General features: G+C 47.7%; 4 protein-coding genes. 2 read left to right on the top strand and 2 right to left on the bottom strand.

What is annotated here, in order from left to right; genetic code table 11:
• On the top strand, nt 1-399 hold a 399-nt coding region (locus K8R76_07990), incomplete at its 5' end, for a hypothetical protein (GenBank protein MCD4848115.1).
• A 131-nt stretch (nt 400-530) separates the two neighbouring features.
• Nucleotides 531-1655 (top strand): geranylgeranyl reductase family protein, encoded by a 1125-nt coding sequence (locus K8R76_07985; GenBank protein MCD4848114.1) that lies wholly within the window; start codon nt 531-533, stop codon nt 1653-1655.
• On the opposite strand, the gene K8R76_07980 is transcribed toward K8R76_07985, so the two are convergent.
• Together K8R76_07980 and K8R76_07975 are read right to left on the bottom strand one after the other, a co-directional pair.
• Complete coding sequence (locus K8R76_07980; GenBank protein MCD4848113.1) at nt 1647-3554, bottom strand: transketolase; 1908 nt, start codon at nt 3552-3554, stop codon at nt 1647-1649. The genes K8R76_07985 and K8R76_07980 overlap by 9 nt on opposite strands.
• Before the next feature lie 14 nt (nt 3555-3568).
• Nucleotides 3569-4355: cyclodeaminase/cyclohydrolase family protein (locus K8R76_07975; protein MCD4848112.1), on the bottom strand; the 787-nt coding region annotated here is incomplete at its 5' end.

The raw sequence follows: 4355 nt of genomic DNA, 5'->3' as shown, positions 1-4355 counted from the left end.
GAGCCAACAGGACACAATACACGCTCTCCGGGAATAGTGCTTAATACAGGAGATGGTTTTGAATATCCTCTTGAGGCTGTCAAGGACATGGGAAGAGTTCTTTACATACCAGCTCTTCACTACATGAATCTGCCAAGTCGGAGCAAGGGGATATTTACGGGAAGTTCAAGATTCAATGCCCTTCTTGTTGAGGACGGCAAGGTGATATCACCGATATTCTCAACCAGGATAACCGATTCCTTCCAGAATGTTCTTGGCAACGTCAAAGTGATCTCGTCTGTTTCTGAATCAGTAAACGGCTCGAATACATACGGCAGACGGATGCCTGTCGCTGTCAGCGTACCGTCTTACATTGTGGCAGAGGGTGTGAAAATCACAGACTGTGCAGATTCGTTCTAAATAAAGAACAGGGCTCTGTCTGCAAGGTGATGGTTTGGACTAAAGTATTCATGGGTGAACCTATTGTATGTGCAGTATAGTTATATTAACGTTGTATATACACAATTAATATGATAAAAATACAAGATCCAGTGCCTGACCCCAAATGTTGCGTTTTGGTGGTTGGCGGGGGACCTGCAGGATCTTCATGCGCCTGGAAGCTTTCTTCTGCCGGTGTGCGATGTATGCTCATCGACAAGGCTGAGTTTCCGAGAGACAAGGTATGCGGCGGGGCTCTCAGCAGCAGAGCGGCCGGACTGCTTATCAATTCAGGCATTATTTCAACTGCCGAACTTGACCGGCTTACGGAGAAAACCCACAGAACTCTAGTACTCTGGAACAGGGAAGAACTTCTCAGATCTTATACATCAGACAATCTACCCGTCCGGATTATTTCAAGGATGAGTTTCGATAATTTCCTTCTGGAAAAAGCAGCTAATTCCGGAGCTGAAGTGATCACAGGCGAAACAGCTGTATCCATTGATTCGTCATTCGTCAGAACTTCTTCAGACCGGAGTATTCGTTACTCCTTTCTTGTGGGAGCGGATGGATGCAGCAGTTTTGTCAGAAAAACATGTTTTGGAAGGTCAGGCAGAAAAACCGGTATTGGACTCGAGTGCTTCCTGCCCTTATCGGAAATAGATAATATAACTGACGGACTTCATATACATTTTAGATATCTTCCATACGGGTATGTATGGGCTTTTCCTGGAAGGGAGAAAATCTGTATAGGAGCCGGTGTTGTGGGCAGTAAGGCTTCTCCATCGGATGTGAACTCGGCGCTGAAGGAATTTCTTGAAACCAGAGGAATATCAGTCAGTAAGTATGTAATGAAGGCTGCTTCAATACCTTCACTGTCACTGCATAAATCCATGGGTGCTGGGCAGATATTCCTTGCAGGAGACGCGGCTGGCCTGGTTGACCAGGTATCAGGAGAGGGAATCGGACATGCAATTGAAAGCGGTCTTCTAATTGCTGATGCAATCATATCCGGCGGGGATAAAAAGACCATGCTGATAAAAGCAAACGAGGGATGTCTCGGTACTGTCAGACAATCAGAGTTCTACAGACATCTCCTCTTCAGCAGATTGACGGAAAAACTCGCGATGAGCAAACTGAAGGAAAGCGAAACCTTTGCACGTGCTTACTGGAGCCTGATTTCTGGAAGTCAATCCTACAATGAAATGTTCCGCCGTCTGCTGACCAGGTCAGGATAGTTCGCGGATAATTCTTTCTGCGATCTGCTTCGGCAGCAGCTCCTGTATCCTGAAAAGATCCTCCGGATCTCCTGATGCGCCATAATTGGTAACACCCGCTCTAAGAAGGGGAGGAGTGTCTTCCATGTTCGAGAAAGCAAGAGCCATTCCAGCGCCCATTCCAGAGTCAGCATCATGGTCTTCGTATGTCAGAACAAGTCTGTAGCCTGTAAGTTCTTTCAGTAATCTGTGACTGATGCAGAGAGGGCAGCTGACCGCGTACACGGCTGCGGAAACATCCTCTTCGCGAAGTATCTCCCTTGCCTCAAGAGCCCTGAAAACCATGTTTCCCATAGCTACGATGGCTACGTCAGAACCCTGTCTGATGTGATCATGCTGACCGAATACGAATCTGTAATTCCTGCCGAAGAAAGGTTCTCCGTTTTCACCGGTTATGACAGGGAGCTTTGATCGTCCCATGGCTATGAAGAAGTTGCCGGGGTGAGTGGCGGCGAACCTTATTACTCTATCAGTCTGGTTGGGATCAGCCGGAACCACTGTATTGCAGTGATGAAGTGTTCTCATCAGACCGATGTACTTGATGCAATGGTGGGTCTTTCCGTCCATTCCGACATCCAGGCCGCAGTGGGTAGCGACAACCTTGAGATTAGTCATGTTAATATCATTAAGCCTGTGCTGATTGTATGTTTCGTCAATGGCAAAGACACCAAAATCAGCCCAGAATACAACCTTGTCAGCGATGGAAGCCGCACCTGCCGCCGTAGCAGTATTGTGTTCCATTATTCCTGATTGAAAGAAATGATCTCCATACTCAAGCCTGAAGCGGTCTGTCTTGACTGATCCTGCAAGATCGCAGTCAAAGACCAGAGGTAGATTGTCCTGGTTCGCTTTCGCGAGTGACATAAGCGCAGCACCAAATGCGCTTCTGTTATCTCCTTTATGATCAACCGGGTAAATGACAGGTGTTCCCTCAAGATCAAGAATGCTGTAAGGAAGCCTGAGATTGAAATCTCCTTTGCCTTTCCAGCTGCTGTTTCTGAGCTTTTCCAGCTCATCAAGATTATTAGTCAGTTTAAGCTCAGCGAGAGCCGACGCGAGCTGTTCGCGGGTAAGGGCTTTTCCGTGATATTGATCATCGTTCTCCATGAAAGAGACACCTTTTCCCATTACGGTCATAGCGATAACGAGTCTTGGAGCCATGGGTGAAATTACCGGTTTGAGAGCTCTGTACAGAGCTGAAAGACTGTGGCCATCTACTTCAGTAACGTCCCAGCCGTCGGCGCGGTATTCGCTTGCAATATCCGTATACATCACCCTGTCCGTGCGGCCGCATATCTGCAGACCGTTGCAGTCAACAACAACGGTTATGTTATTGAGTCCATACGCTCTGATGAATCTCCTGGCTTCTGCTATCTGACCCTTCTGGTGTTCACCATCTCCTGTTACGACCCATATCTGATTATGGATTCCCTTCGACCTGTCAGCCAGAGCCATTCCCGCAGCTGCGGAAACACCCTGACCAAGATTGCCTGTTGTAAGTTCAATGCCAGGAACAGATCTCTCAATATGTCCTTCAAAAGGACTTCCGGCCTTTCTGAAAGTGGAGATTGCTCGTTCCAGATCAAAGAAGCCCAGTCTTCCAAGTGTTGCGTAAACAGCAGGTGATGTATGACCATGGCTTACAATTATTCTATCCCTTCCATCCTTCAGGGGTGATGTGGGATCAACATTTGCCTGAGCCCAGAGAAGGGCGAAAATCTCTAGGGATGACATCGATCCGCCCGGATGACCACTTCCCGCGAGTGTTGTCATCTTGAGGATATCCCCTCTGGCATTCCTGCAGAAATTCTCAAGGTCTCTCCGGATATCATCGGAGAGTTCAAGTGGTTTAAACAGCATGCGGTCTATATTACTCAAGAGTTATTACCTTCCAGTTTTGCTGTGAGCTTATTCCTGATCTTAATAAAAACTGCATCTGAAGCTTCAAGCACATTCTCCATACATTTTTCAGCCCTCTGTCTGGTGTCATTAACGAATGAGGAATCCTCAATTTCTCCCAGGTTTATCAGTACATTGTAGTAAGCGCTTAGCGCTGCCGCTCTGGCTGCGGCCGCAGCTACACCAGCATCGGAAACAGACGCCTGCATGCCTTTCTCTTCGAGATCTGATGCCATTTCAATAATGAGAGGGCATTGCAGAAGAACTCTGAGAGGTACCGCAATGGCGTTTTTCACCGCTTCCTGCACATCGCCATCCTGTTTCGCGGCAGACATCCATTCATTAAATGCAATAGTGTCATCGTCGATGGCGTTCAGAAGATCATCTTTAATGGATTGAGCTTCAGGCGCGATGTTTCGCATGAGGTCCCAGTCTTTGCGGTATTTCCTGTTCTTGACTGTGAGATTAGCTACCATTGCGTTCAGAGAAGAGCCAAGCGCACCCATCAGGGCAGCAGCTGAACCTCCGCCGGGAGCGGGGGAATCGGTTGAGAGCTCGTCCGCAAAATCACGGCATGTCATTCCGGAGAGGTCGACTTCTTTTTCAGCGACAATGTACTCAATGATTTTTTCCTCCGGTTTGAACGGAGCCACATCCCTAAGACCCATCGATTTAATCGCTATTTCTATCAGTTCCTTTTCCGGTATACCGGTAGTTTTTCCCTGTCTTCCAACAGAGGACAGACCCGAATCCTGCTTTTCA

Origin of the sequence: Candidatus Aegiribacteria sp., assembly GCA_021108435.1 — a bacterium.
GTDB lineage: Bacteria > Fermentibacterota > Fermentibacteria > Fermentibacterales > JCC-6 > Aegiribacteria.
The sequence above is the reverse complement of the archived record's forward strand: the minus strand, read 5'-3'. Positions and strand labels throughout refer to the sequence as shown.